We start from the raw sequence: 26,958 nt of genomic DNA, 5'->3' as shown, positions 1-26,958 counted from the left end.
TTGTAGCCTTCCCCAAGTGCTGCGTGGGTCCGTTTTAATTTTCCAGCTGGCGCAGCCGGTACACCGATGCCGGCCCGTGCCGCCGGCTCGACAGGAGTTCGACATGTCTGAAGTACGTCATTCGCGCGTCATCATTCTCGGTTCCGGCCCTGCCGGTTACAGTGCTGCAGTCTACGCTGCCCGCGCCAACCTCAAGCCGCTGCTGATCACCGGCATGCAGGCGGGCGGCCAGCTGACCACCACCACCGAAGTTGACAACTGGCCGGGCGACCCCCACGGCCTGACCGGCCCGGCCCTGATGCAGCGCATGCAGGAACACGCCGAGCGTTTCGAAACCGAAATCGTCTTCGACCACATCAATGCTGTCGACCTGGCCAACAAGCCGTTCACCCTGCAGGGTGACAGCGGCAAATACACCTGCGACGCACTGATCATCGCCACCGGTGCCAGCGCCCGCTACCTGGGCCTGCCGTCGGAAGAAACCTTCATGGGCAAGGGCGTTTCGGCTTGCGCCACCTGCGACGGTTTCTTCTACCGCAACAAGCCGGTCGCAGTGGTTGGCGGCGGTAACACTGCCGTGGAAGAAGCGCTTTACCTGGCCAACATCGCCAGCAAGGTTACCTTGGTGCACCGTCGCGAGACCTTCCGCGCCGAGAAGATCCTGGTCGACAAGCTCAACGCCCGTGTGGCCGAAGGCAAGATCGAGCTCAAGCTCAACGCCACCCTGGACGAAGTGTTGGGTGACAACATGGGCGTAACCGGTGCGCGCCTGAAGAACAACGACGGCAGCAGCGACGAAATCAAGGTCGACGGCGTATTCATCGCCATTGGCCACACCCCGAACACCTCGCTGTTCGAAGGCCAGCTGACCCTCAAGGACGGCTACCTGGTGGTCAACGGCGGCCGTGAAGGCAACGCTACCGCCACCAACGTTGAAGGTGTGTTCGCTGCAGGTGACGTGGCTGACCACGTTTACCGTCAGGCCATTACCTCGGCCGGCGCTGGCTGCATGGCGGCTCTGGACGTGGAGCGTTACCTGGACGGCCTGGCCAACGCCTCGTTCTGATCAGATAGCGCACCAAAAAAACCGGCCGAAAGGCCGGTTTTTTATTGCCTGCGGTCAGCTCACAGGCTCAACCGCATGGACAGGTCCACTGCTTTCACATCCTTGGTCATGGCACCAATCGAGATGTAGTCCACGCCAGTCTCGGCAATTACCCGCAAGGTCGTCTCGTTCACCCCGCCGCTGGCCTCCAGCTTGGCCTTGCCCGCGTTAATACGCACCGCTTCGCGCATTTCGTCCAGGTTCAGCTCGTCGAGCATGATGATGTCCGCGCCCGCTGCCAGCGCCTCGCGCAGTTCATCCAGGCTTTCCACTTCGATCTCTACCGGCTTGCCCGGCGCAATTCGGTGCGCCGCCGTTACGGCCTCGGCAACACCACCGCTGGCGGCGATGTGGTTTTCCTTGATCAGGAAGGCGTCGTACAGGCCGATGCGGTGGTTGTCGCAGCCGCCGCAGGTAACCGCGTACTTCTGTGCCAGGCGCAGGCCGGGCAGGGTTTTGCGGGTGTCCAGCAGGCGCACCTGGGTGCCTTCCACCAGGTCGGCCAGGAAACGCGCACGGGTGGCGACCCCCGACAGCATCTGCAGGAAGTTCAGCGCGCTGCGCTCGCCGCTCAGCAGCGAGCGGGCCGGGCCTTCCAGGTGGAACAGCGGCTGGTTGGCCGTGGCGCGATCACCGTCGGCCACCTGCCAGTGCACAGCCACACGCGGGTCGAGCTGGCGAAACACGGCGTCGACCCAGGCAGTGCCGGCAATCACGCAGTCTTCGCGGGTGATGATGGTGGCCTTGGCCAGGCGCTCGGCCGGGATCAGCTGCGCGGTGATGTCGCCACTGCCGATGTCCTCCAACAGTGCGCGGCGCACGTTGGCTTCGATTTCAGCGGTCAGGTCGGCAAGGCGTAGGTTCGGCATGGTCGGCTCCACAAGCTAGATGCCGGCGATTATAGGGCAGGGGGCCGATGTGTACAGCCGCCCCGGCCATGACCTTTGGTCGGTCTTCGTGAGCAATGCCTGCAAACGAGGGTCATTAACCCGTCCATGAATCGGCGCTGGCAGCTGTGAGATTTTTTACTGATAATGGCGACCAGTATTTGGCGTCATAGCTTTGACGATTTACAGCCCCTTCGGGCAAGACACCCTGCAAGGAGTCCAGGATGCAAAAAGAAGGCAAGGTGGTGCCCCTGGCGGCAGCCATCGACCGAGGGGGGCGTACGCCTCTGCCTTGCCTTCCGGTATTGCTCCTGCAAGTGCGCGACAAGGCTGCCCTGCAACTGCGCCAGGGCTTGCAGGCGCTGTTCGACAATGCTGACGACACCCTGTTCGAGATGGCCGACAAGGCCGTTGATCGCTGCGACCAGAACCTGTACTTCGAGGCCATGCGCGATCTGCGCCTGAAGCGCAAAAGTATCGAACGCGGCTTCCTTGATACCTTCTATGACGCCTACGCCCGCATCGGCCAGGTCGACCTGCTGGCGCAACTGGCAGAACCAGGCAACCTGCGTAGCAAGGTGCAACTGGAACGGGCTGCGGCCATCGAAGGCATGGTCGCGCGGGTGCTGTCGCGCGATGGTATTGCCCTGCAGCAACTGGGCCTGCGTTTGCAGGCCTTGCTCGACCGCCCCGTGCATGAGCAGCGCAACCCGCTCGGCCCTGCTGCATTGTGCGGGTACTTCCTTGAAGCTGGCCGTAATCTGGGGGTGGGCTTACGGGTCAAACTGGTCCTGCTCAAGCTTTTCGAGCGTTATGTCTTGCGCGATGTCGACGTCATCTATGCCGAAGCCAACCAGTTGCTGGCCGTCGCCGGTGTGCTGCCCGAGTTGCAACCGGCCCCGCGCCGGCGTGCCGAAGACCGGCGCATGAGGGCAGGACGAGGGCCGGCAAGCCAAGGTCAGGAAGTGGGGGCGGATGCGGCAGGCCAGGCCTTCTTTGCCTCGTTGCAAACCTTGCTGGCCCCGGCGCGCGGGCAGTTCGCACCGCGATTGCAGGCGGTGGCTGCGGCCCAGTCGATCAGCACCGCTGACCTGGTCCGCCTGCTTTCGCATTTGCAGCACTACGTGCCGGCTACCGGCGAGCCTGATGATTTCGAACTCGGCCAACAACTCGAACAACTGCTGCTGCGGGTCAGCGTGCGCAGTGGCACGCGCCGGCGCATCGCCGTAGCCGACGAGGACATGATCAACCTGGTCGGCCTGCTGTTCGCCTGTATTCAAGGCGACGACAACCTGCCGGCCAACCTGCGTGCGCTGATCGCGCGCCTGCATATCCCGCTGCTCAAGGTCGCCCTGCTGGACAAGGGGTTGTTCAGCCGGGCCAGTCACCCTGCACGCCGGCTGCTCAACGAAATCGCGGGCGCAGCCATTGGCTGGGAGTGCGGTGGCGAAGGCCTGCGCGACAGCCTGCACTTGCGGGTAGAGCGCATAGTCCAGCGCTTGATCAATGATTTCGCCGAAGATACCGGCCTGTTTGCCGAACTGCTCGACGAGTTCCTTGCGTTCAACCAGGAGGAACGGCGGCGCAACGAATTGCTTGAGCAACGCACGCGCGACGCCGAAGAAGGGCGTGCCCGTGCCCTGCAGGCCCGGCAGCAGGTACAGCGGGTGCTCAACCAGCGCCTGCGTGGCCGGGTCTTGCCCTTGGTGGTCGTGCAAATGCTGGTACAGGCCTGGAGCCAGGTGCTGCTGCTGGCCTGGCTCAAGCAGGGTGAAGCCTCCCAGGCCTGGCGGGATAGCTTGCAGACGGTGGACACGCTATTGGCCACTATCACCCTCGGGCATGAGCCGCAAACCCTGTTGCAGCAGGTGCCGGGCCTGCTCAAGGCGCTGCGCGATGGCTTGGCCAGCGTGGCCCTGAATTCGGCGGCAACCCGTGAATTCTTCCTGCAACTGGAGCAATTGCACCTGCGTGCCTGCGCAGGCGCCGAGCTAGCGGTTGGCCATGGCCAACCCTTGGCCGAAGTGCTGGTGGACGAAGATATCGTGCTGGCGATTGCCGAAGAACCGTCCTGCGCGCCCTTGCACATTGCCGATGGCCAGGCTGCAGCGTTGCGGCAGGTGCAGCGCTTGCGCATCGGGACCTGGGTTGAAGTACTTGATGAGGACGAACCGCTGCGCTGCAAGCTGGTGGCACATATCGACAGCAGCGACAGGCTGGTGTTTGCCAACCGCACCGGCATGAAGGTGCGAGAGTGGAGCGGCGCGGGCCTGGCGCAGGCGCTACACCGGGGGGACGTGCGGGTGCTGGATGACGGGTTGTTGTTCGAGCGGGCGCTGGAAGCGGTGCTCGACGGGCTGCGGCAACCGCAGGTGCGGTAGCCGGCAACATTACAATCATTCACATGCCAACGGCGTTGGCGGCAGGGCATACTGTGGTTCTGTTCAAGGCGCTTTCAGGATTTGCCCCATGCAATTGGACCGTGCCACTGGCTGGTTCCACGGAATCGGAATCACCCACTGCCCCTCGCCGAACTTCAATGCCCGCCCCGAAGGCGAAGTGGTTTCCCTGCTGGTGATCCACAACATCAGCCTGCCGCCGGCCTGCTTTGGTACCGGCAAGGTGCAGCAGTTCTTCCAGAATCGCCTGGACCCCGACGAGCACCCTTATTTCGCCAGCATCAGCCAGCTGACCGTGTCGGCGCACCTGTTCGTCGAGCGTGACGGGGCGGTGACGCAGTTCGTGTCATTGCTGGAGCGCGCCTGGCACGCGGGTGTGTCGTGCTTCGACGGGCGCGAAGGCTGCAACGATTTTTCCATCGGCATCGAGCTGGAAGGCACCGACGACCTGCCCTATACCGATGCCCAGTACGGCGTGCTGGAGCAGCTAACCCGGCACATTCGCAGCGCCTGGCCGGCCATCGACCTGGGCCGTATTCAGGGCCACAGCGACATTGCCCCGCAACGCAAGACCGACCCCGGCCCGTCGTTCGATTGGCCGCGCTACCGTGAAGCGTTGCTGCACAACGAGGACAAGGCATGAGTTTTCTGGTGTTGCTGCTGGCGCTGTGGGTCGAGAAGTTTTCGGCCCTGCGCCATCAAGTGCAGCGTGATGGGTTCTTTCTTGGCGAACTGGTACGCCTGGAGCGCAGCGGCAAGGTGCACCCCTGGTGGACGCTGGCCATCCTGGTGTTGGCACCGGTAGCGCTGCTGGTGTTGCTGCTGCATGTGCTGGAGCCGGTGGCCTATGGGCTGTTGGCGTTGCCGGTGCATCTGCTGGTGTTGGTCTACAGCCTGGGCCGTGGCGATGCCAAGGCGTCGCTGGGACCGTTCCGTGATGCCTGGCGACGCGGTGATGATCAAGCGGCGCTGCATGTTGCAGAGCGCGACCTGGGCGTGGTGGCGGACGAGCCGCATAGCCTGTTGGTGCGTGTGCAGGGCAACCTGCTGTGGCAGGTGTACCAAGGCTTTTTCGCGGTGATCTTCTGGTATTTCGTGCTGGGCCCTGGTGCGGCGCTGGCATATCGCCTGCTGGCGCTGTGTGGCGAGCACAGCAAGCAGCCTGCGTTGAAGGCGCGGGCCGAACAACTGCGGCACATCATGGACTGGCTGCCGGTTCGCTTGATGGCGTTGAGCTTTGCGCTGGTGGGCAACTTCCTCGCAGTGACCCGGGTGATGCTGCACGAGGTGCTCAACTGGCACATCAGTGCTGCGCACCTGGTGGCGCGGGTGGGGCGCATTGCCGATGATATTCCCGATGAAGAAGACAGCCAGCGTGGGCTGGGGCGGCTGGACAGCCTGTGGGAGCTGCTGCTGCGCTGTGCGGTGTTGTGGTATGCCGGGTTCGCGTTGTGGACCGTGCTGGTTTGATCTGAAGCTTGTGGGAGCTTCAGCTTCGCCGCTTAAATTGCTGGGGCCGCTCTGCGACCCTTTCGCGACGCAAGGCCGCTCCCACAAGAAACGCGTTCACCTGAGTTTCACCAGCCAAACAACTCGCAAGCATTGCGGCTACTGGCTTGCGCCAGCGCCTCTACATCCACTCCCATTACCTGGGCCAGCGCCCCGGCAATGTCGGGCAGATGCTCCGGGCTGTTGCGTTGCCCCGGGTACATCACCGGCGCCATATCCGGCGCATCGGTCTCCAGCACCACACTCTCCAGTGGCAGGCGCGCCAGCGTCTTGCGCAGCCGCAGCGCCTGTGGCCAGGTGCCGGCACCGCCAAGCCCAAGCCGAAAGCCCAGCTTGATGTATTCGCGCGCCTCTTCGTAACTGCCGGCAAACGCATGAATCACGCCCGCTCGCGCCGGCTTGTAGCGCTTGAGCGTGGCGATTACCTGGGCATGGCTGCGGCGTACGTGCAACAGCGCGGGCAGTTCGAAGTCGCAGGCCATTTGCAGTTGCGCTTCGAACAGCTCCTGTTGGCGTGTTTTGTCCAGGTCTTCGAGGTAGTAGTCCAGGCCAAACTCACCCACGGCGCACAGCCGAGGGTCGCCATGCAGACGTTCCAGCCATTCGCGCAGTTGCGTCAGGTGCTCCGGGCGATGCTGGTCGAGGTACACCGGGTGCAGGCCGAGTGCTGCGAACAGGCGCTGATCGGTGCAGGCGAGGTCCCACACACGCTGGAAATTCGCCTGGTACACCCCCAGTACCACCATCCGTTGCACCCCGCGTGCCGCCGCGTTGGCCAGCAGGCGCGGGCGGTCGGCGTCGAAGTCGGGGAAGTCCAGGTGGGTGTGGGTGTCGATCAGGCGCATGTTCAGGCCACCGTGATGCGCTGCTTGAAGGTGCGGCCCACGGCATGCACGCCAGGTTCGTAGCGTTTTTCCTCGATTGCGGCCAGTGCCAGTTCCAGCGCGGTGGCGGCAATCAGGCCATGCTGCTGGGCCATGGCATTGACCGGCAGTGGCAGGAAGTCGAGCAGCTGGTTGTCACCAAAGGTGCCCAGCTGCAACTGGCGCGAGTCGGCAGGGCGCGCCTGCAGGGTGTCGAACACCCCTTGCAGCAACACGTACGAGGTGGTCACCAGGGCATCCGGCAGGCCGCCCAGGTCATGGATAAGCTGTTGCATAAGGCGCTGGCCGCACTCACGGCTGAACGCCTCGCCCTGGTAGCGACGGATATCACCGGTATAGCCTTGCAGGGCTTCGTCGAACCCGCCGGCACGCGCCTGGCTGACCGACAGCTCGGGGCGTGCGCCTATCAGGGCAATGCTGCGTGGGGCGGCGCTGAGCAGGCTGGTAGCCAATTGCCGGCTGGCATCGCGGTCATCGCTGATGACCGAGCAGAAGTGCGCAGGGTCCAGCCGGCGGTCGATGGCGATCACCGGCAGGCCTTTGTCCTGCATTTCGCGGTAGCTGTCGTCTTCCGGCGGCAGGCAGCTGGCGACGAACAGGGCATCGCAACGGCGCGCGCGGAACAGTTGCTGCAACTGGCGCTCGCTGTCGGGCTGGTCGTCGCTGCTGGCGATCAGCAACTGGTAGCCACGGGCGCGGGCGCCTTGCTCCAGCTGCTTGGCGATGCGGGCGTAGCTGGGGTTCTCCAGATCCGGGAGAATGAAGCCCAGGGTGCGGGTGTGTCGGCTGCGCAGGCCGGCGGCCTGCGGGTTGGGTGTGAAGCCGTGGGCTTCGACCACCGCGCGCACCCGTTCGACAGTGGCATTGCTGATGCGCTGCTGTTCAGCCTTGCCGTTGATGACGTAGCTGGCCGTGGTCACGGACACACCGGCCAGACGGGCGATATCGCTGAGTTTCACCGAATTTTCCTTGTTATTTCCGGGGCTGGCTCTGAGGCCGGACCGGGTATTTTGACCCGGCGCTGGCGCCATGCGCAGACGACCATTGTCGCAATTGTCCGACAGGATGGGGCTTTTTACCGGGCAGATTATCGAGTAACGTGGCCGTCTGGTCAGATTAAACGTTTCAGCTGCCGAATTTTCTGCCTCGGCTGCCATCTGTGCAAGGCTGTTGAACTGGCCCTTCATGTGAATTTCACAACAATACTCCAGTACCCGACCGGGAACTGCAAAAGGAGAAGGTCATGCTCGAACTCGCCAAGGAGCAGATAGCCATGGGCCAGACGGCCGCCGACAAGGCCGCGGCGTTGCGCCTGCTGGCGGACCGGCTGGTTGCCGACGGCCTTGTCGCGCAGGGGTACCTGCAGGGGTTGCAGGACCGCGAGGCGCAAGGCTCCACCTTCCTTGGCCAGGGCATCGCCATCCCCCATGGCACCCCGCAAACCCGTGATCTGGTGTATGCCACCGGCGTGCGTCTGTTGCAGTTTCCCGATGGCGTGGACTGGGGCGATGGGCAAATGGTCTATCTGGCCATCGGTATCGCCGCCCGTTCCGACGAACACCTGCGCTTGCTGCAACTGCTGACCCGCGCCCTGGGCGAGACCGACCTGGCCGAGGCGCTGCGCCGGGCCAGTTCCGCCGAAGCACTGCTCAAGCTGCTGCAAGGCGCGCCACAAGAGCTGGCGCTGGATGCGCAACTGGTCGGCCTGAACCTGCCGGTTGAAGACTTCGACGAACTGGCCTGGCGCGGTGCCCGCCTGTTGCAGCGCGCCGACTGCGTCGACAGCGGTTTTGCCGCTGTGCTGCAGCAGGTCGAGCCGCTGCCACTGGGCGAGGGCCTGTGGTGGCTGCACAGCGAGCGCCAGGTGCGCCAGCCGGGCCTGGCTTTTATTACCCCACAGCAGCCACTGCGTTACCGCGACCAGCCGCTCAATGGCCTGTTCTGCCTGGCCAGCCTTGGCGCGGCTCATCAGGCCCTGCTTGAACGCTTGTGTGAAGTGCTGATAGAAGGCCGCGGGCAGATGCTCTATCAGGCCACCAGCAGCCGTGCAGTGCTGGAAGTGCTGGGCGGCGAGGCGCCAGCAGACTGGCCCAGCGCGCGCATTGTGCTGGCCAACCCGCATGGCTTGCATGCCCGCCCGGCCAAGGTGCTGGCGCAACTGGCGAAAGGTTTTGAAGGGGAAATCCGTGTACGTCTGGTCGACAGCGCGCAGCCGGCGGTGTCGGTGAAGAGCCTGAGCAAGCTGCTCAGCCTCGGTGCCCGTCGTGGCCAGGCCCTGGAACTGGTGGCCGAGCCGGGTATCGCCGCCGATGCCTTGCCGGTGCTGCTGGCTGCTATCGAACAAGGCCTGGGTGAAGAGGTGGAGCCGCTGCCGCAAAGTGCGGAGCCCGTTGCCAGTGTTGCCGCCCAGGTGCTGCAAGCCCCCGCGGCCGGTAGCCGGGTTCAGGGCGTGGGCGCTGCCCCTGGCATTGCCAGTGGCCCTGCCCATGTGTGTGTCGAGCGTGAGTTCGACTACCCCCTGCGCGGCGAGTCCTGTGCCGAGGAACGGCAAAAGCTGCGCCAGGCCCTGGCAACGGTGCACAGTGAGCTGCAGACCTTGGTCCAGCGCAGCGACAAGGCCATTGGCGAGATTTTCGTCACTCACCAGGAAATGCTCGCCGACCCGGCCTTGACCGACGATGCCGAGCAGCGCCTTGCCCAGGGAGAAAGCGCTGCGGCGGCGTGGATGGCAGTGATCGATGCCGCGGCCCGCCAGCAGGAGGCGTTGCACGATGCCCTGCTGGCCGAGCGCGCCGCCGATTTACGCGACATCGGCCGCCGCGTGCTGGCGCAATTGTGCGGTGTGCACGCCCAGGCTGAGCCCGAGCAACCGTACGTACTGGTGATGACCGAAGTTGGCCCTTCCGACGTCGCCCGGCTGGACCCAAACCGGGTCGCCGGTATTGTCACTGCACAGGGTGGTGCCACCGCCCACAGTGCCATTGTCGCCCGTGCCTTGGGCATCCCGGCTGTGGTCGGCGCGGGGGCGGCGATCCTGTTGCTGGAAGCTGGCACACCATTGCTGCTGGATGGCCAGCGCGGCGTGGTCAGCGTGGCACCGCCGGAGGATGAATTGCAACGCGCGCTGGCCGAGCGTGATGCACGCGAACAGCGTTTGCAGGCCGCTTGGGCCAACCGTTTTGAACCCGCTGTCACCCGCGATGGCCACGCCGTGGAAGTGTTCGCCAACATCGGTGAGGGCAGCGGCATCGCCAAGGTGGTGGAGCAGGGCGCCGAAGGTGTGGGCTTGCTGCGCACCGAACTGATTTTCATGGCCCACACCCAGGCCCCCGACGTTGCCACCCAAGAGGCCGAGTACCGTCGTGTGCTCGATGGCCTGGACGGCCGGCCGCTGGTGGTGCGTACCCTTGATGTCGGCGGCGACAAGCCGCTGCCGTACTGGCCGATCAACGCCGAGGAAAACCCCTTCCTCGGCGTGCGCGGCATACGCCTGACCTTGCAACGCCCGCACGTGATGGAAGACCAGCTGCGCGCCTTGCTGCGGGCCGCCGACCAGCGCCCGCTGCGCATCATGTTCCCGATGGTGGGCCAGGTGCATGAGTGGCGCGAGGCGCGGGCCATGGTCGAGCGCCTGCGTGCAGAAATCCCGGTGGCCGACCTGCAACTGGGCATCATGGTGGAGGTGCCTTCGGCGGCCCTGCTGGCCGCGCAACTGGCGCGCGAAGTGGACTTCTTCAGTATCGGCACCAACGACCTGACCCAGTACACCCTGGCCATCGACCGTGGTCACCCCAGCCTTTCGGCCCAGGCCGACGGCCTGCACCCGGCGGTATTGAGCCTGATCGACATGACCGTGCGCGCCGCCCATGCCCACGGCAAATGGGTGGGCGTGTGCGGCGAGCTGGCGGCCGACCCCCAGGCGGTGCCTGTGCTGCTGGGGCTGGACGTGGACGAACTCAGCGTGTCCGCGCGCAGCATCGCCGAAGTCAAGGCCCTGGTTCGCCAGGCTGATCATCAGACGGCCCGCGCCTTGGCGCGCGAGGCCCTGCAACAAGACAGCGCCGCAGCGGTTCGCGCGCTGGTGGAGCGTTACTGAATGGCCAAGATCCTCACCCTCACCCTGAACCCGGCGCTGGATATCACCATCGGCCTCGATACCCTGCGCCCGGGGCAGGTCAACCGAAGCCAGGCCCAACAGAGCCACGCGGCGGGTAAAGGGCTGAACGTTGCCCAGGTACTGGCCGACCTGGGGCACAGCGTGACCGTTGGCGGTTTCCTCGGGCGCGATAACCTGCAGCCGTTCGAGGCGCTGATCGACTGGCGCGGCTTTACCGATTGCTTTGTTCGCGTGCCGGGCGAAACCCGCAGCAACATCAAGCTGGTTGAGGCCGATGGCCGCGTCACGGACATCAATGGCCAAGGCCCGGAGGTCGACGAGGCGGCATGCAGTGCCTTGCTGCACCGCCTGCAGCAGGTCGCCCCGGGGCACGATGCCGTGGTGGTGGCGGGCAGCCTGCCGCGAGGGATCAGCGCCGACTGGTTCTGCCAGTTACTGGACCGGTTGAAGGCCCTTGGCCTCAAGGTGGCGCTGGACAGCAGCGGCGAAGCCTTGCGCGCCGGCCTGCAAAGCGCGCCCTGGTTGGTCAAACCCAATACTGAAGAGCTCGGCGAAGTGCTTGGCCAGGCTGTGGATAACCCAGCGCAGCAACGTGCTGCCGCCGAGCAGTTGCTGAGCCGCGGCGTTGAACATGTGGTGGTGTCTGCCGGCGAACAGGGCGTCAGCTGGTTCGCCCGCGACCTGGCCCTGCATGCCTGCCCGCCCAAGGTAAGGGTTGCCAGCACGGTAGGGGCGGGGGATTCGCTGGTGGCCGGCATGGTCCATGGCCTGCTGCAGGGCGAGGCCCCTGCGCAGACGCTGGCCCGCGCCACGGCGATTGCCGCCCAGGCCGTCACCCAGGTTGGCTTCGGCATCCGTGACCGTGAGCAGCTGGCGCGAATGGAAGCCGCAGTGCAACTGACAGAACAACAAGAGGGTTGCCGATGAACATTGCCATTGTCACCGCCTGCCCCAACGGCCAGGTGTCGAGTGTGCTGAGCGCGCGCTTGCTGTCTGCCGCTGCCCAGCGGCGCGGCTGGAGCACCAGTGTGGAAGTGCAGGATGCCGGGCACCCCGAGCGGCAACTGAGCACCGTGCAGATTGCCGAGGCCGACTGGGTGCTGGTGATCAGCACCGGCCCGGTGGACCTGGCCCGCTTCGTCGGCAAGCGTGTGTACCAGAGCACGCCATCCCGGGCCCTGGCCGACCGCGAGGGCTTTCTCGATGAAGCGGCGGCCAACGCCCAACTACTGCTAGCTGCAGCAGACGCGCCGGCCGAGGTTGCCAGCGCTGGCACACGCATCGTCGCAGTCACGGCCTGCCCGACGGGCGTCGCGCACACGTTCATGGCGGCGGAGGCCTTGCAGCAAGCCGCGCAACAAATGGGCTATCAGCTCACAGTCGAAACCCAGGGTTCGGTCGGTGCGCGTAACCCCTTGTCTGCCGAGGCCATCGCTGGAGCGGATGTCGTACTGCTGGCTGCTGACATCGAAGTGCCTACCGCGCGGTTTGCCGGCAAGCGTATCTACCGGTGCGGCACCGGCATTGCGCTCAAGCAGGCACGCGCCACCCTGGACAAGGCGCTGGCCGAAGCCAAAGTGGAAACCAGCGCCGATGCCGCCGCGGCTGCCACGACGGCGAAGGGTGAGAAGACGGGTGTGTACAAGCACCTGCTCACCGGCGTGTCGTTCATGCTGCCCATGGTGGTGGCGGGCGGCCTGTTGATTGCGCTGTCGTTCGTGTTCGGCATCGAGGCCTACAAACAGCCGGGCACCTTGCCGGCTGCGTTGATGCAAATCGGCGGTGAGGCCGCGTTCAAGCTGATGGTGCCGCTGCTGGCGGGCTATATCGCCTGGTCCATCGCCGACCGCCCGGGGCTTGCGCCGGGCATGATCGGTGGCCTGCTGGCCAGCACCTTGGGTGCCGGCTTCATCGGTGGCATCGTCGCCGGCTTCATTGCCGGTTACAGCGCCAAGGCCATTGCCCGCTGGGCCCGCTTGCCCAGTAGCCTGGAGGCGCTCAAACCGATCTTGATCATTCCGCTGCTGGCCAGCCTGGTCACCGGCCTGGTGATGATCTACGTGGTCGGCCAGCCGGTGGCGGCCATGCTCGAAGGCCTCACGCACTTCCTCGACAGCATGGGCACCACCAATGCCATTCTGCTGGGGCTGTTGCTGGGCGGCATGATGTGTGTCGACCTGGGTGGGCCGATCAACAAGGCCGCTTATGCCTTCTCGGTGGGGTTGCTGGCGTCGTCGAGCTACGCACCGATGGCGGCGACCATGGCCGCCGGCATGGTGCCGCCGATCGGCCTGGGCATCGCCACATTCCTGGCCCGGCGCAAGTTCGCCCAGAGCGAGCGTGAGGCGGGCAAGGCCGCGTTGGCGCTGGGGCTGTGCTTCATTTCCGAAGGGGCGATCCCGTTCGCTGCCAAGGACCCGCTGCGGGTGATCCCGGCCAGTATCGCCGGTGGTGCGCTGACAGGGGCATTGTCGATGTACTTCGGTTGCAAGCTGATGGCGCCGCATGGCGGCTTGTTCGTGCTGCTTATCCCCAATGCGATCAACCATGCCTTGCTGTATTTGCTGGCTATTGTCGCGGGTAGCCTGCTGACGGCGGTGGTGTATGCGGTGATCAAGAAGAGCGAGCAGGTAGAGCTGGCCGTAGCGTCAGTGAAAGGCTAGAACCATTGGTTGGCCCTGCCGGCCCTATCGCCGGCAAGCCAGCTCCCATGCTTCTTGCGCAACGGTACCAGCAGATCCCCCAGCCCGTTGTGGTCGATTTCATGCATCAACGCCAGCAACCCGCCCAGTTCCCCCGTGGGGAAGCCCTTGCGCGCAAACCACGCCAGGTAGTCCCCCGGCAGGTCGGCAATGATGCGCCCCTGGTATTTGCCGAACGGCATGCTGCGGGTCACCAGCAATTCGAGCATTTCCGGCTTCATCTTCGGCGCACCTTGAGTGGAAAGCGCCGACCATACTGCAATCTGCACGAAGGCCCAAGCGGCGATCATGCAGAACGCCGGTATCATCCGTTCTTTTTATTTCCATAACTAATTGAAAAATAAAGAATTTATTTTTTTAGAGAGCATGGCACGAACGCTGCAACTCTGTAGATGACTATCACCTGCCAAGGAGTTCGACCATGAGCAACCCCAACAAAGACGTGATTGACGTACTCAACGATCTGATCGAATACAGCAAGGATGGCGAGAAAGGATTCAAAGCCTCGGCCGATGACGTGAAGAATCCAGAGCTGAAAGCGTTCTTCGTTCAGCGTGCGGGTGAATGCGCCAACGCCGCTGGCGAACTGCAAAGCGAAGTGCGTCGTCTGGGCGGCGACCCGGAAACCTCCACCAGCATCAGCGGCGACTTGCATCGTGGGTGGGTCAACCTGAAGTCGATGGTTACCGGCAAGGATGAAGAAGCGGTGCTCAATGAAGTCGAGCGCGGCGAGGACCACGCCCTCAAGGCCTACAAGGAAGCCCGTGAGAAGCTGGTAAAACTGGGCCGCAGCGCTAGTGACATGACCTATGGCCTGGTGGAAAAACAGCTGCAAGGCGTGCAGCGCAACCATGACCAGGTCAAGGCACTGCGCAACGCCGCCCGCGCCCGCTCCTAAGCGTCGGGCCCCTCTACCCGGTTGCGGCCCTTGGCCTTGGCCCGGTAGAGCGCTTCGTCCGCAGCCCCCAGCACACTGCTCAGGTCGTGCTGGGGGCCGGACAGGCCTATGCCGATGCTCACCGTCACCGAGTGGGCGTCATCGGCAAAAGGTGCCAGCGCTTCCACACTGGTCCGAATGCGCTCGGCCAGCAGCCGCGCGCCGGCAAGGTCGGTTTCCGGCAGTACTACCTGAAACTCCTCCCCCCCATAACGAGCGGCCAGATCTGCAGGACGGCGGATGCTCGCCTCGATGGTTTTGGCCACCTCACGCAGCGCGTGGTCACCACCGGCATGGCCGTGTCGTTGGTTGAATGCCTTGAAGTGGTCCACATCCACCATCAGCACGGCCAATGGCTTGCGATTGCGCTGCGCACGCGCCCATTCCTGGCGCAGCACCTGGTCCAGACGACGGCGGTTGGCCAGGCCGGTCAGGCTGTCGGTGGCGGCTAACGTCGCCAGGCCCTGCTCGGCCTCCTGGCGGCGGCGCAGTTCGCGGCCCAGCAGCAGGGTCAACCAGAGAATGCCCACGCACAGCACACCTGTGGCGACGCTCACCAGAATCGCGGTGCGGCGCCAGGACTGGAACACCTCGTCGGCCGAGTGCACCACCAGCACGATCAGCGGCAACTGCGCGACCCGGGCGAAGGTGTACATGCGCGGGTTGCCGTCGCTGCCAGACCGGGCTGTGAAGTTACCGCTCTGTTCGCTGAGGATGCGCTTGAAGTTGGGCCGCTCGGCATAGTTGGTGCCGATCAGCGGGTCTTGCGGGCGTGAGGGCTGGCGGGCGAGGAGCTGCCCGTCGGTATTGAACAGGTTGATGCTGCTGTCGTCACCGATGTCCAGGCGCTGGAACAGCTCACTGAAGTACGACAGGCGCAATGCGCCTGCTGCCAGCCCGGCAAACTCGCCATCGGGGCCGGGGATGCGCCGGCTGAAGCTGATACACCAGTCCAGGTCGCCGAGCTTGGCCTTGAATGGCGGGCCTACCAGCAAGCCCAGATTGGCGTTGGCCTGGTGTGCCTTGAACACACCGGTTTCGCCAAAGTTGGCCTTGCGCGGCACACTGCTGGTGGAGTCGCCCACCACATTGCCTTGCTTGTCCAGCCATAGCACGTCACCGCGTTTGCGGTCGACGAAGGCTTCATTGAACAGCAGGCGCTGGCGCAGCGGGCCGGGTATTTCTGGCAACTCCTTGCGCCCCACGGCCCAGATCAGGCCCTGCAGTGACTGGTCGTAGAGTTCGGCGTTGCGCAGGATGTCGCTTTCGATCAGCTGGACGATGTTGTTGGACGAGCGAATGGCCGACAGCTCGACGCTGTCCCGTTCACGTGCCAGCAGGAAGCTGACGATGGCCACGATGGCGAGCACGGCAAGGCAACTGCCCAGGTTGAGGGTCAGCTCGGGGTGCGACCTGTGAAATGCGAAGCGCGGTAATCGGGTGGGCATGCTCGCTACTGCGTGGGCAGGGCCATTCGCGGCGGCGACATTCTAGGGAAGCAGTGATTGTCGGACAAGATTTGTCCGACGGAATCACGTCTGAGGCTGCTGCGCAGCCCTTCGCCGGCAAGCCAGCTCCCACAGGTACAGCATCAGGCTTAGCGGTTATGCACTACCTGTGGGAGCTGGCTTGCCGGCGATCGAGGGCGGAGCCCTCGCTAGCGGTACTGGATCAGAACACGTTCAGCGGGTAGTCGACGATCACCCGCACTTCGTCGTTGTCGCTGTTGCTGTCGATCGACGCATAACCTTGGCTGCCACGGTGGGTGGCGTAGCGCACCAGTACCGACAGGTCCTTCAGGTCACCCTCCTGGAACACGTACTTCACGTCCAGATCACGTTCCCAGTGCATGGCGTTCTTGCCATCTTCACGGTAGTAGTCGTAGTGGCTGGTGTCCTGCGTGGCTTTGGTCAGGTCGGCTTCACCGCGCGAGTACGACAGCGAGGTGGTCAGGCCAGGCACGCCGACACCGGCGAAGTCATAGTCGTACTGCAGCTTCCACGAGCGCTCGTTCGGCGCGTTGAAGTCCGAGTACATGCGCGAGTTGTCCAGGTACACGCTGTCGCCCAGGTTGATGTAGTCGAATGGCGTGTTGCCATTGACCCGCTGGTAGGCGGCGGTGACGCTATGGAAGCCTGCGTTGACGGTGAAGTGCACGCTGTAGGTGTTGTTGTCGATCTTGCCCAGCAGGGCCTGGCCGGTGTCCTGGGTGTGGTAGAAGTGCACGCCCGGGTTCAGGCTCACCAGGTCGTTGACCACGTAGGTGTAGTCGAAGTCAGCGTAGTACTGGTTCCAGATGTCCTTCAGCTCGGCGGCGTACAGGTTGGTGGTGATGTTCTCGGTACCGCTCCACGACGCGCCGGCCCAGTTAAGGTGCTTGCTCTTGTCGTGCTCGTCCAGCGACCCATAGTAGGTATCGATGCGGCGGTGGCCGCTCTGGTTGTACGGGTGGGTGAAGCTCACCTGGCCGCCTTCGAGCAGCAGGCCGTCGATGCTGGTGTTGGTCAGGCTCACACCACGGAAGGTCTGCGGCAGCATGCGGGTTTCGCCGCCAGCGATCACCGGGTTGGTGAGGAACAGGTCACCGGCTTTCAGCTCGGTGTCGAACGCCTTGAGCTTGATCGCAGCACCGGCAGTGGAGAACGAATGCGGGGCAGCGCCCAGCTCACCGTCGTCCTTGATGTGCTCGGGCAGGATGCTGGTGCCGGCATGGCCGCCACCGCCGTCCAGCTTGAGGCCCAGCATGGCATGTGCATCCAGGCCAAAGCCGATCACGCCTGGGGTATAGCCCGACTCGAAGCGCGCAACCGCGCCCTGGCCCCACTCGCGGGTGTCACGCACGCCAGCGTTGTGGTTGTCGCGGTTGAAGTAGGCATTACGGAAATGCAGGTTGAAGGACGAGCCTTCGATGAAGCCATCAGCCTTGTCTTCATCTGCCTGGGCGGCGAAAGGGATCGTTGCAGTCAACGCAATGAACAGCGGGGTAAAACGGAACGCGGAAGGCACCGGTACTAGCTCCTTTGGTCTGACGGTGGGGCAGTTTTTATTTTTGAATGTGCGTCTTTTTTATAGGTAGACGTTACAGCGTGGCTGAGAGTTAAAGCACATAAAAAAAGCCGCTGATCGGCAGCGGCTTTAAAAGGCTAACATATCGGCACCGGTGGTGCCCAATGCGTAGCCAAGGGAAATCGGGAGCAGTGACAGCGCTTGATCAGCTGTCGGCGTTGGCATCGACAGAAACTTTGGAAGCTGTCTGCTTAGCGTCTTTGGCGGCGTCAGCCTTGTTTGTAGCTACCGCCTCGCGGGCGTCTTGATGGACGGCGGCGAGCTCTGCATTACGGGTGACGAAAGCGCTGGATTCTTCGGCCATGGCCAGGGGCGACAACAACAGGGAAGACAGGACGAAGACGCTGGCAATACCCATACTGTTGGACATTTGAAACTACCTTCTTGCGGGGCAAGTGCTAATGAGGACAGGGGTAAAGTTAGTCCTTTCAGTGCACTTGAAACAGAGCGAAGTGCGATAAGCACTGTTGCGCAAAAGGTAACGATCCAAAGAAAAGCAATAGTACTTTCGCCGCAAAACCCCGCACTAGAAGCGTTACGCGTTCTTTGTGGGAGCGGGCGAGCCCGCGAAGCAGGCAGCGCGGTGTATGGCACGGGCTTCGCTCGTGTTCGCGCGCTTGCCCGCTCCCACAGGGGGCGCGTCGACAGTCAGGTATGGATCGGCAACTGGATACCGAAGGTATTGAGCCCGGCCCCACTGCGCACAAACACCTCCCCCCCATGCATCAGTGCAATCGCCTTGACGATCGCCAACCCCAACCCATGGTTGCCCCCACCGCTGTTGCTGCGCGCCGCATCCACGCGGTAAAAGCGCTCGAACAGCAACGGCAGGTGTTCATTGTCAATCGCCGGCCCCGGGTTGCTCACAGCTATGCTGACCTGCTCGGGCCCGGCATCGATCTGCACCTGGATCACCTGATGCGGCGCAGTGTGCTGCACGGCGTTGTTCAGCAGATTGATCAGCGCCCGGCGGAAATGGGCCTTTTCGATGGGCGCCTGGGCATCGCCGATCACGCTCACGCTGACCTGGGCGTCTTCGAGGATGTAGTCCAGGTAGTCGAGTGTGGTTGCCACTTCCTCGGCCAGGGAGGCCTGGGTCAGGGCGGTGGCCTTGCTGCCTTGGTCGGCACTGGCCAGGAACAGCATGTCGTTGATGATGCTGCGCAGGCGCTCCAGCTCTTCCAGGTTCGATTGCAGCACTTCGAAGTAATGCTCGGCACTGCGGCCGCGGGTGAGCGCGACCTGGGTCTGGCCGATCAGGTTGGTCAGCGGCGAGCGCAGCTCATGGGCGACGTCGGCGTTGAAGGCTTCCAGCCGTGAGTAGGCCTGGCTGACACGGTCAAGCGCGGCGTTGAAGGCGCCCGCGAACTGTGCCAGCTCCGGCGCCAGGGCATGGGTTTGCAAACGGCCGTCCAGGCGTGGCGGGGCCAGGGCCTGGGCCTCGTTGGACAACGCCAGCAGCGGGCGCAAGCCAATGCGCGCCACCCAGTAACCCAGTACTGAAGCCAGCAGCACGCCGAGTACTGCCAGCCCGACAATCGCCACCAGCAAGCTGTGCTGGGCCTGCCAGAAGGTTTCGGTGTCGATGCCGATCAGAAAGCGCAGTGCCGGCCGTTCGCCCAGCGCCGGCAGTTCACTGACCAGCACCTTGTACGGGTAGGGCCGGTCAGGTAGGTGCAGGTCGCGCATGCCCTGTGGCCCCTCGGCGAAGGCACGTACCAGCTCGCTGGGGTGACCGTAGTCGTAGGCCGGGTTGCTGCTGACCACCCAGAAGCGGATGCGCTTGTCCTCTTCGCTGAGCAGGTTGAGCTTGTTGTTGATCTTGGTCCAGTGATCTGGCGTGCCGAAGCGGTTGAGGGTGGATTCGAGCACGCTGAAGCGCGCGTCCAGCTCCGCTTGCGGCAGCAGGTCGAGGCTGCGGTCGACCTGGCGATACAGCGCCCAGCCGATCAGCAGGAATACACCCAGCGCCACCAGAATGAACAGCGCCGACAGGCGCAGGGCGATGGAATTACCCCGCACGGTTTTCCAGGACATAGCCCATGCCTCGGATGGTGTGCAGCAGCTTGTTGTCGAAGGGCCCGTCGAGCTTGGCGCGCAGGCGTTTGATCGCCACTTCCACGACGTTGGCGTCGCTGTCGAAGTTGATGTCCCAGACCAGCTCTGCAATCGCCGTCTTCGACAGGATTTCACCCTGCCGCCGGGCCAGCACGCTGAGCAGCGAGAACTCCTTGGCAGTCAGGTCCAGACGCTGGCCGGCGCGTGTGGCCTTGCGTGCCATCAGGTCGATCCACAAGTCTGCCACTTGCACCTGCAACGGTTCATGGCTGCTGCTGCGGCGGGTCAGGGCTTGCAGGCGGGCGACCAGTTCGAGGAACGAGAACGGCTTGCCCAGGTAGTCGTCGGCGCCTTCACGCAGGCCATGAATGCGGTCTTCGACCCGCTCACGGGCGGTCAGCATGATCACCGGCGTCTGCTTGCGCGCGCGCAAGGCGCGCAGCACACCATAGCCGTCCAGGCCAGGCAGCATCACATCCAGCACGATTACCGCGTAGTCGCCCTCCAGGGCCAGGTGCAGGCCATCGATGCCGTCCCGTGCCAGGTCCACGGTAAAGCCCTGTTCGCTCAGGCCGCGATGCAGGTAGTCGGCGGTTTTTTCTTCGTCTTCGATGATCAGCACACGCATGGTCTTGTCCTAGCTGGCACTTGGCGCTGCCGCAGGGGCAGCCTGGCGGCGGTGGAACAGGCGCTCCAGGGCCAAGTATATGACCGGGGTGGTGAACAGCGTCAGGGCCTGGCTCACCAGCAGGCCACCCACCACCGCAATGCCCAGTGGCTGGCGCAGCTCGGCGCCGGTGCCAAAGCCGAACATCAGCGGCACTGCGCCCAGCAGCGCGGCCAGGGTAGTCATGATGATCGGGCGGAAGCGCACCAGGCAGGCCTGGCGTATCGCCTGCTCGGGCGTCATGCCGTGATGGCGCTGGGCTTCGAGCGCGAAGTCGATGAGCAGGATGCCGTTCTTCTTGACGATGCCGATCAGCAGGACCACGCCGATCAGCCCCATGATGCTGAAGTCCTGCCCGCTGGCCCACAGCAGGATGATCGCGCCCAGGCCGGCTGAGGGCAGGGTGGAGATGATGGTCAGCGGGTGGACGAAGCTCTCATAGAGCACGCCGAGGATGATGTACACCGCCACCAGCGCGGCAAGGATCAGGTAGGGCTGGCTCGACAGCGAGCTCTGGAACGCCTGGGCGGCGCCCTGGAAGTTGCCGGTGATCGAGTCGGGCATACCCAGCTCGCGCTGCGCACGTTCCAGGATCTGCACCGCATCGCCCAAGGCCACACCGGGGGCCAGGTTGAACGACAGGTTGGCGGCCGGGAACAGGCCGTCGTGGCTGATCGACAGCGGCCCGGTGCTTGGCGCGGCGACATGCGCCAGGGCCGACAGCGGCACCATCTCGTTGGTCAGTGGCGAGCGCAGGTAGAAGAAATTGAGGCTTTCAGCCTTGCCACGCTGTTGCGCGTCCAGTTCGAGGATGACCTTGTACTGGTTGGTCTCGGTCTGGAATTCGCTGATCTGGCGCTGGCCGAAGGCATCGTACAAGGCCTGGTCGACGTCGGTGGTGGTCAGGCCGAAACGCGCTGCGGCCTGGCGGTCGATATCGATGCGGGTGACGCTGGCGCCCAGTTGCAGGTCGTTGGACAGGTCGCGCAGCGCCGGGTTTTCCCGCAGGCGGTCGGTCAGGCGCTGGGTCCACAGGTTGAGCGCGACCCCGTCGTTGCTCTTGAGCACGTACTGGTACTGGGTGCGTGACGGGCCGGAGCTGAGGTTGATGTCCTGGCCGGCGCGCATGTACAGGACGATGCCCGGCACCTGGGCCAGCTTCGAGCGGATCCGGTCGATCCATTCGCTGGCCGAGACGTCGCGGTCGCCGCGGGGCTTGAGCGAGATCCAGAAACGGCCGTTGGCGATGGTCTGGTTGCTGCCGGTCACCCCGACCGAGTGCGAATAGGCGCGCACTGCCGGGTCGTCACCGATGATCTTCGCCAGCGCCAGGTGCTTCTCGATCATCGACGGGTAGGACACATCCGCCGCTGCCTCGGTTGTGCCAAGGATGAAGCCGGTGTCCTGCAGCGGGAAGAAACCTTTGGGGATGCCCACGTAGCCGGCCACGGCCAGCGCCAGGGTAATGCCGAACACCCCCAGCGTGATCCGCCCGTGGGCCAGTGCGCGGTCCAGGCCTTTTTCGTACCAACCCAGCAGGCGCTGGCCGAAACCGCCTTGGTGGTCGCCGGGTGGGCGGCGCATGAACAGCGCCGAAAGGGTGGGGGCCAGGGTCAGCGAGACCACCACCGAAATCAGGATGGTCGCCGTGGCGGTCAGGGCGAACTCCTTGAACAGCCGGCCCACCACACCGCCCATGAACAGCAGTGGAATGAAGGCGGCGATCAGCGAGAAACTGATCGACACCACGGTGAAACCGATCTCGCCGGCGCCTTTGAGCGCTGCAGTGCGGCTATCGTCGCCGGCTTCCAGGTGGCGATGGATGTTTTCCACCACGACGATCGCGTCATCGACCACGAAACCGACGGCAATGACGATGGCCACCAGGGTCAGGTTGTTGAGGCTGAAACCGAACACGTACATCAGTGCGCACGTGGCGATCAGCGAGACGCCGAGCACGCTGGAGACAATGAAGGTGGCCGACCACTGGCGCAGGAACAGCGCCATTACCCCGATCACCAGCGCCACCGCGATCATCAGGGTCAGCTCGACTTCATGCAGCGAGCTGCGGATGGTCTGGGTGCGGTCCTGCAGCACCGACACTTCAACCGAGGCCGGCAGCATTTCCTGCAAGCGCGGCAAGGCGTCGAGCACCCGGTCCACGGTGTCGACGATATTGGCGCCGGGCTGGCGGAAGATCACCAGGTTAAGCCCCGGCTGATTGCCCGACCAGGCCCTTACATACGCGTTCTCGGCACCGTTGATGACCTTGGCCACGTCCTTCAGGTGCACCGGGGCGCCGTTGCGGTAGCTGACGATCAGCTGGGCATAGTCTTCGGGGTGAAACAGCTGGTCGTTGGCGGCAATGGTCGACACGCTGTGCTCGCCGTACAGCGCGCCTTTGGCCAGGTTCAGGCTGGTCTGCTGGATGGCCAGGCGCACGTCGGCCAGGGTCAGGCCGATGGCCGCGAGTTTCTCGGGTTGTGCCTGCACCCGGATGGCCGGGCGCAGCTGGCCGGTGATGTTGATCAGGCCGACCCCGTCGATCTGGCTGAGCTGGCGGGCCAGGAGGGTTTCGGCGTAGTCGCTGAGCTCGTTGCCGGGCATCTGTGCAGAGCTGACGGTGAGGATTACCACCGGGCTGTCGGCCGGGTTGACCTTGCGCCAGGTGGGCGGGCTGGGCAGGTCCTGGGGCAGGCGGGCGGTGGCGGTGTTGATCGCCGCCTGCACTTCCTGGGCGGCGGTGTCGATGTTCTTGTCGAGGGTGAACTGCAGGATCAGCGTAGTCGAGCCTAGCGCGCTGCTGCTGGTCATCTGGGTCATGCCGGGGATGGCGCTGAACTGCACCTCCAGCGGCGTGGCCACCGACGAGGCCATGGTTTCCGGGCTGGCACCGGGCAGCTGGGCGGTGACCTGGATGGTCGGGAAATCGGCCTCGGGCAGCGGCGCCACGGGCAACCGCGGGAAGGCGATGGCGCCCAGCAGCACCAGGGCGAAGGTCAGCAGCAGGGTGGCGATAGGGTGATCGATGCACCAGGCCGAGACGCCATTGCGGGTGTTCATGGCTGGCTCCTGCGGTCGGCCATCTCGGCAGGCGCCGGGGCATCAGGGGTGATCTCGACCCTGGAGCCGGGTTTGAGGCGCGACTGGCCATCGAGCACCAGTTGGTCACCGGCCTTTACCCCGGCGACGATGCTCAGTGTGCTGTCCTGGTACAGCACCTTGACCGGCACGCTGGTGACCTTGTCGCCGTCGACGCGGTAGACGAAGTGGCCATCGATGCTGCGTTGCACCACGGGCGGCGGCACCACCAGGGCGTCTTCGTCCATCGCCGTGCGCAACCGTACGGTGACCAGTTGCCCCGGCCACAGCAGGCCGTCCTTGTTGTCGAACTCGGCCTTGACCCGCACCGTGCCGGTGTTGGCCGAAATCTGGTTGTCGATCAGCGCAAGGTGGCCTGCGCCCAGCAGGTTGCGCTCGCCATCGGCATCCATGTAGGCCTCGACCAGCGCAGGCGTTTGCGCCTTGAGCAGGCCTTGGAGGGTCGGCAGCATCTGTTGCGGCAGCGAGAACTCCACAGCGATCGGGTCGATCTGGGTCACGCTGAACAGCCCCTGGGTGTCGCTGGTGCGCACCAGGTTGCCGGGGTCGATATTGCGGATGCCGACGCGCCCGGTTACCGGCGAGCGTATCTGGGTGTAGGAGAGTTGCACCTCGGCATTGGCGATAGCCGCCTGGTTGCCCTTGACCGTGGCTTGCAGCTGGTTGACCAACGCCTGTTGCTGGTCGAGTGTTTGCCTGGACACGCCGTCATCGCTGCTGAGCAGGCGGTAGCGCCTGAGGTCGACGCCGGCCACCTGGATCTGTGCCTGGCTCTGGCCGAGTTGTGCACGGGCCTGGTCGAGGCTGGCGCGGATGCTGCGGTCGTCGAGGGTGGCGAGCAGGTCGCCTTGCTTGACCCATTGGCCTTCCTTGACCAGCACTTGGGTGAGTATCCCCTCTACTTGTGGCCGGACCTCGACGCTGTGCAGCGACAGCACCGAGCCGATGGCGCTGGCATAGCGCGGCACGTCCTGCTGGGCGACGCTGACCACGCGTACCGGCACGGCGGTTTGCGCGCGAGTAGCCGGTGCGGGTTGGCGCTGGCTGAACCAGATGCCTGCTACCACCAGGGCCAGGAGCGCCAGGGCGGCGAGGAAGGCAGAGCGGGACGGACGTCGCATCGGTGCGGGCACCTTGGCCAGAAGGGAGGGAAACGGTTGTCTGTACTCAATCTTATAGCCCCCGAACCGGGTCGGCAGCGTGACGGCTGGCTGACAGCCGTGTCAGTTTCACCTGCTGGCATGCGACTGGGGACCACTGTGGGAGCGGGCGTGCCCGCGAAGAATACAACGCGGTGGATGGCACCGGCTGCGCCGGTGTTCGCGGGCACGCCCGCTCCCACAGTTACCGTGGAGGGCTTTCTGAAGTCGCTCCGGCTAGAAGCCGATGAAGGCGTAGTACACCGGGGTTTCACTGGTAGTGCGCAAACCAAGCCCCTGCAAGCTCGCGACCAGCGCCTCATCCTGCACATGCAAGGTCCAATGCCCATCGTCATCCCACTGCTCGCGCGCCAGCGCCGTGGCAAACGCGCCCATGTCCGGCAGGTAGGCGGTAAAGCCATTGCCCTTGAGCGCACTGGTGGTCATGCCCAGCGCCTGGCATACCGCCACCTTGGCGGCAATGTCATCGCGGTCGGCCTGTCGCGAGGCTTGCACCAGCGCTTCCAGTTCCGCATCCACCAGTTGGGTGCCGTGTATCAGTTCCGGCCCCTGCTGCCAGGCCTCGGGCGGGCAGTCCTTGCTGGCCGGGCGCAGCGGAATGTGCGGGTTGATTTCCACCGGGTAGATGCGACAGACCAACGGGCGCTGGTCGTAGATGGTGCACAGGTCGTTGTTGTCGAGGTTGCGGCATCGGCCGGGGTTGAACGCGGCGAAGGTCACCGACACGCGTGCCTCGCCGTGGCCGCAAGCCACTGGGTACGAGCGGCGCAGCGCATGTTCGCGCTGCTCAGGCGGCATACCGGGGCCATCAGTCACGAAGGCCTCGATCAGCACTATCACCTGGCCGGCATCATCTGCCCAGCGGCGGGCCTCGGCCAGCGTCAGGGGCACGTGGTGCCCGGTGCAGCACTTGCCGCAGCCGGTACAACCGAATCGCAAGCTGTCGGTCACTTGGCTTCCGGGCTCCACTCGCTGATGAAGGCACGCTGGTGCTGGCGGTCGTACAGGCACAGCTCGGTACCGGTGCGTTGCTGCATGTGCTTCTGCGGGTAGACGCCTTCGACCAGCAGGGCGCTCATGCCGACCTGGTCATCGAACTCGGCGGGCTTGCCGCGGGCGTGGGCATCCTTGAACTGGCTGGCGGCCAGGCAGGCCTTGAGCATCTGTTGGCGCTGCTCGTTCCAGGCCTGGCTGCTGGAGGCTTGGGCGATACCGCTGAAGAGGGCGCAGGTGATCAGGATAGAGCTGAAAAACTTCATACGCGATTCCGGCAATTTGCTTGCGAGGGGCGCGAATTATGCCCGACTCACCCCCGGCGGCAAGCCGGGGAGTTTGTCGCTTAATATATCAGTGCTCGGCAAACACCACGGTACGCGCGGCCACCACCAGACAATCGGTCAGCTCTGGCGAGGAGAACTTGGTGAGGATGGCGTTGGCCCCGGCCTGGGTTGCCTTCTCGCTGCTCATGGCACTGTCCAGCGAGGTGTGCAGCAGCACGTACAGGTGCTGGAAGTCAGGGGTTTCGCGCAGGGTGCGGGTGAAGGCGTAGCCATCCATCTCGCTCATTTCGATGTCGGAGACGATGATGTTGATCTCCTGCGCGGTGCCTTGCAGCTCCAGCAACACGTTGATGGCATCTTTGGCGCTGCGTGCGGTGTGGCATTCGATGCCCAGGTTGCGCAGGGTGTGCACCGACTGCTGCAGGGCCACCTGGCTGTCGTCCACCACCAGGATGTTGGCGGCGGCCAGCAGGCTGGCGTCTTCTTCGCTCAGGGTGCCGTGAGCTGGTTCGGCCTGCGGTGGGGCGATGGAGTGGATGACTTTTTCGATGTCCAGCACCTGCACCAGGGTGTTGTCGACCCGCGTCACGCCGGTGATGTACGAGCGGTTGCCCGAAGCAAAGGGCGGCGGTTTGATGTCGGTGCTCAGGCAATGCACGATGCGGCTGACCGCCTGCACATGCAGGCCTTGGCGCGAGCGGCTGATTTCAGTGACGATCAGGCAGCCGCCTTGCGGGTCTTCCAGGGGCCGCTCGCCGATGGCGCGTGACAGGTCGATGACCGACAGCGAATGGCCACGCAGGGTCGCCACACCTTTCACGTTGGGGTGCGATTCCGGCAGCTTGGTCAGCGGCGGGCAGGGGATGATTTCGCTGACCTTGAGCAGGTTGATTGCCATCAACTTGCCGCTGCGCAGGGTGAACAGCAGCAGGGACAACGAGTCCGCGCGGGCATTTTGCGTGGCCATGGTGACCTTCGGTGGGGAACAGGGGATAACCGGTTATCGGCCTGTTTTGGTCGGGCTTTAGGCATTTTGCACAGAACCCGGGGATGCTTGGGACCCTGTGGGAGCGGGCATGCCCGCT

At 64.4% G+C, this 26,958-nt stretch carries 22 protein-coding genes; 8 read left to right on the top strand and 14 right to left on the bottom strand.

Annotation, left to right across the window (positions count from 1 at the left end):
• Positions 1-103 precede the first annotated feature (103 nt).
• Positions 104-1,066: a thioredoxin-disulfide reductase gene (gene trxB, locus PP4_RS22645; RefSeq protein ID WP_003247318.1), complete on the top strand. Its 963-nt coding sequence runs from the start codon at positions 104-106 to the stop codon at positions 1,064-1,066.
• Between the two features lie 59 nt (positions 1,067-1,125).
• On the opposite strand, the gene nadC is transcribed toward trxB, so the two are convergent.
• Positions 1,126-1,974, bottom strand: coding sequence for a carboxylating nicotinate-nucleotide diphosphorylase (gene nadC / locus PP4_RS22640; protein ID WP_016501457.1), 849 nt, complete (start codon positions 1,972-1,974; stop codon positions 1,126-1,128).
• Between the two features lie 242 nt (positions 1,975-2,216).
• Between nadC and PP4_RS22635 the strand changes: the two genes are divergently transcribed.
• The 3 genes from PP4_RS22635 to ampE all read left to right on the top strand — a co-directional run bounded on the left by PP4_RS22635 (position 2,217) and on the right by ampE (position 5,861).
• Entirely contained in the window at positions 2,217-4,373 is a 2,157-nt protein-coding gene (locus PP4_RS22635; protein WP_016501456.1) for a DUF1631 domain-containing protein, read from the top strand.
• A gap of 88 nt (positions 4,374-4,461) precedes the next feature.
• Positions 4,462-5,034 (top strand): 1,6-anhydro-N-acetylmuramyl-L-alanine amidase AmpD, encoded by a 573-nt coding sequence (gene ampD, locus PP4_RS22630; RefSeq protein WP_016501455.1) that lies wholly within the window; start codon positions 4,462-4,464, stop codon positions 5,032-5,034.
• Entirely contained in the window at positions 5,031-5,861 is an 831-nt protein-coding gene (gene ampE / locus PP4_RS22625) for a regulatory signaling modulator protein AmpE (RefSeq protein ID WP_016501454.1), read from the top strand. Before ampD ends, ampE begins: the two co-directional genes overlap by 4 nt.
• A 107-nt stretch (positions 5,862-5,968) precedes the next feature.
• On the opposite strand, the gene PP4_RS22620 is transcribed toward ampE, so the two are convergent.
• Both PP4_RS22620 and cra read right to left on the bottom strand, forming a co-directional pair.
• Positions 5,969-6,745 carry a TatD family hydrolase gene (locus tag PP4_RS22620; RefSeq protein WP_016501453.1) on the bottom strand — a complete coding sequence of 259 codons (777 nt, stop codon included), beginning with the start codon at positions 6,743-6,745 and terminating at the stop codon, positions 5,969-5,971.
• A gap of 2 nt (positions 6,746-6,747) precedes the next feature.
• Positions 6,748-7,743 carry a catabolite repressor/activator gene (gene cra / locus PP4_RS22615; RefSeq protein WP_016501452.1) on the bottom strand — a complete coding sequence of 332 codons (996 nt, stop codon included), beginning with the start codon at positions 7,741-7,743 and terminating at the stop codon, positions 6,748-6,750.
• A gap of 284 nt (positions 7,744-8,027) precedes the next feature.
• Here cra and ptsP point away from each other — a divergent pair, with 284 nt between their 5' ends.
• Genes ptsP through PP4_RS22600 form a run of 3 tightly spaced genes read left to right on the top strand, consistent with a single transcriptional unit; the run spans position 8,028 to position 13,564 of the window.
• Positions 8,028-10,880, top strand: a complete 2,853-nt coding sequence (ptsP, locus tag PP4_RS22610) for a phosphoenolpyruvate--protein phosphotransferase (RefSeq protein WP_016501451.1) — start codon at positions 8,028-8,030, stop codon at positions 10,878-10,880.
• Positions 10,881-11,828, top strand: coding sequence for a 1-phosphofructokinase (gene pfkB / locus PP4_RS22605; RefSeq protein ID WP_016501450.1), 948 nt, complete (start codon positions 10,881-10,883; stop codon positions 11,826-11,828). It begins immediately after the preceding gene.
• A complete protein-coding gene (locus tag PP4_RS22600) occupies positions 11,825-13,564 on the top strand; it encodes a PTS fructose-like transporter subunit IIB (RefSeq protein ID WP_016501449.1) in 1,740 nt (579 codons plus the stop codon). The genes pfkB and PP4_RS22600 overlap by 4 nt, the downstream gene beginning before the upstream one ends.
• Here PP4_RS22600 and PP4_RS22595 read toward each other — a convergent pair.
• Entirely contained in the window at positions 13,561-13,824 is a 264-nt protein-coding gene (locus tag PP4_RS22595) for a DUF3820 family protein (RefSeq protein ID WP_016501448.1), read from the bottom strand. The genes PP4_RS22600 and PP4_RS22595 overlap by 4 nt on opposite strands.
• Before the next feature lie 200 nt (positions 13,825-14,024).
• Between PP4_RS22595 and PP4_RS22590 the strand changes: the two genes are divergently transcribed.
• A complete protein-coding gene (locus PP4_RS22590) occupies positions 14,025-14,501 on the top strand; it encodes a ferritin-like domain-containing protein (RefSeq protein WP_016501447.1) in 477 nt (158 codons plus the stop codon).
• Here PP4_RS22590 and PP4_RS22585 read toward each other — a convergent pair.
• From PP4_RS22585 to PP4_RS22540, 10 genes are all read right to left on the bottom strand, one after another.
• Entirely contained in the window at positions 14,498-15,988 is a 1,491-nt protein-coding gene (locus PP4_RS22585; RefSeq protein WP_016501446.1) for a sensor domain-containing diguanylate cyclase, read from the bottom strand. The genes PP4_RS22590 and PP4_RS22585 overlap by 4 nt on opposite strands.
• Before the next feature lie 223 nt (positions 15,989-16,211).
• A complete protein-coding gene (locus PP4_RS22580; protein ID WP_016501445.1) occupies positions 16,212-17,546 on the bottom strand; it encodes an OprD family porin in 1,335 nt (444 codons plus the stop codon).
• 205 nt (positions 17,547-17,751) lie between these two features.
• A complete protein-coding gene (locus tag PP4_RS22575; RefSeq protein ID WP_016501444.1) occupies positions 17,752-17,976 on the bottom strand; it encodes a hypothetical protein in 225 nt (74 codons plus the stop codon).
• A gap of 278 nt (positions 17,977-18,254) precedes the next feature.
• Positions 18,255-19,643, bottom strand: coding sequence for a heavy metal sensor histidine kinase (locus tag PP4_RS22570; protein WP_016501443.1), 1,389 nt, complete (start codon positions 19,641-19,643; stop codon positions 18,255-18,257).
• Positions 19,618-20,292 carry a heavy metal response regulator transcription factor gene (locus PP4_RS22565; RefSeq protein WP_012270545.1) on the bottom strand — a complete coding sequence of 225 codons (675 nt, stop codon included), beginning with the start codon at positions 20,290-20,292 and terminating at the stop codon, positions 19,618-19,620. Before PP4_RS22565 ends, PP4_RS22570 begins: the two co-directional genes overlap by 26 nt.
• Before the next feature lie 9 nt (positions 20,293-20,301).
• Positions 20,302-23,394, bottom strand: coding sequence for a multidrug efflux RND transporter permease subunit (locus tag PP4_RS22560; RefSeq protein WP_016501442.1), 3,093 nt, complete (start codon positions 23,392-23,394; stop codon positions 20,302-20,304).
• The gene (locus PP4_RS22555) at positions 23,391-24,554 is read right to left on the bottom strand and encodes an efflux RND transporter periplasmic adaptor subunit (protein ID WP_016501441.1); all 1,164 of its coding nucleotides are present in this window, start codon (positions 24,552-24,554) and stop codon (positions 23,391-23,393) included. Before PP4_RS22555 ends, PP4_RS22560 begins: the two co-directional genes overlap by 4 nt.
• Before the next feature lie 255 nt (positions 24,555-24,809).
• Positions 24,810-25,544 (bottom strand): YkgJ family cysteine cluster protein, encoded by a 735-nt coding sequence (locus tag PP4_RS22550; RefSeq protein ID WP_016501440.1) that lies wholly within the window; start codon positions 25,542-25,544, stop codon positions 24,810-24,812.
• Positions 25,541-25,852, bottom strand: coding sequence for a hypothetical protein (locus tag PP4_RS22545; protein ID WP_016501439.1), 312 nt, complete (start codon positions 25,850-25,852; stop codon positions 25,541-25,543). Before PP4_RS22545 ends, PP4_RS22550 begins: the two co-directional genes overlap by 4 nt.
• A gap of 88 nt (positions 25,853-25,940) precedes the next feature.
• A complete protein-coding gene (locus tag PP4_RS22540) occupies positions 25,941-26,840 on the bottom strand; it encodes a chemotaxis protein (protein ID WP_016501438.1) in 900 nt (299 codons plus the stop codon).
• Positions 26,841-26,958 lie beyond the last annotated feature (118 nt).

The sequence above is a fragment of the Pseudomonas putida NBRC 14164 genome, from assembly GCF_000412675.1.
Classification (GTDB): domain Bacteria; phylum Pseudomonadota; class Gammaproteobacteria; order Pseudomonadales; family Pseudomonadaceae; genus Aquipseudomonas; species Aquipseudomonas putida.
The sequence above is the reverse complement of the archived record's forward strand: the minus strand, read 5'-3'. Positions and strand labels throughout refer to the sequence as shown.